The 422-nt window shown below is 71.9% G+C and carries 1 protein-coding gene; it reads left to right on the top strand.

Annotated elements, in window-relative coordinates; translation table 11 throughout:
* Positions 1 to 422 (top strand): AMP-binding protein (locus AC1DYG_RS20055; protein ID WP_477641596.1); only part of this gene is annotated, 422 nt, incomplete at both ends.

The following is a 422-nucleotide window of genomic DNA, read 5'->3' as shown; positions in this document are numbered from 1 at the left end:
CCACTTCGTCGTCTACACCGGCGGCACCACSGGCMTGCCCAAGGGCGTGGTGTGGCGGCACGAGGACTTCTTCTACGCGGCCCTGTCCGGCGCGAACCTGGCGGGGCCGCCGCGGCGATCCGTCGGCGAAGTGGTGGACGCCGCGGTCGCGAACACGAATCCGGCCGTGCTGATGCTGATTCCGCCGCTCATGCACGGCGCCGCGATCTACTCCCTGCTCACCGCGTTCCTGTCCGGCGCGCCGCGCGTGCTGGCCCGCACCTTCGACCCCGAGCAGGTGCTGCGCCTCGTCGAGGCGGAGTCGATCGCCGGCATCACGGTCGTCGGCGACGCCATCGCCGTGCCGATCGCGGACGCCGTCGCAGAGCACGGCTCGCGGTACGACCTGACGTCGCTGAAGCTGATCGGTTCCGGCGGTGCCC

This window comes from Pedococcus sp. P1_H8, assembly GCF_056405175.1.
Note: the sequence above shows the minus strand (reverse complement) of the source record. Positions and strands in the feature narration are given on the sequence as shown.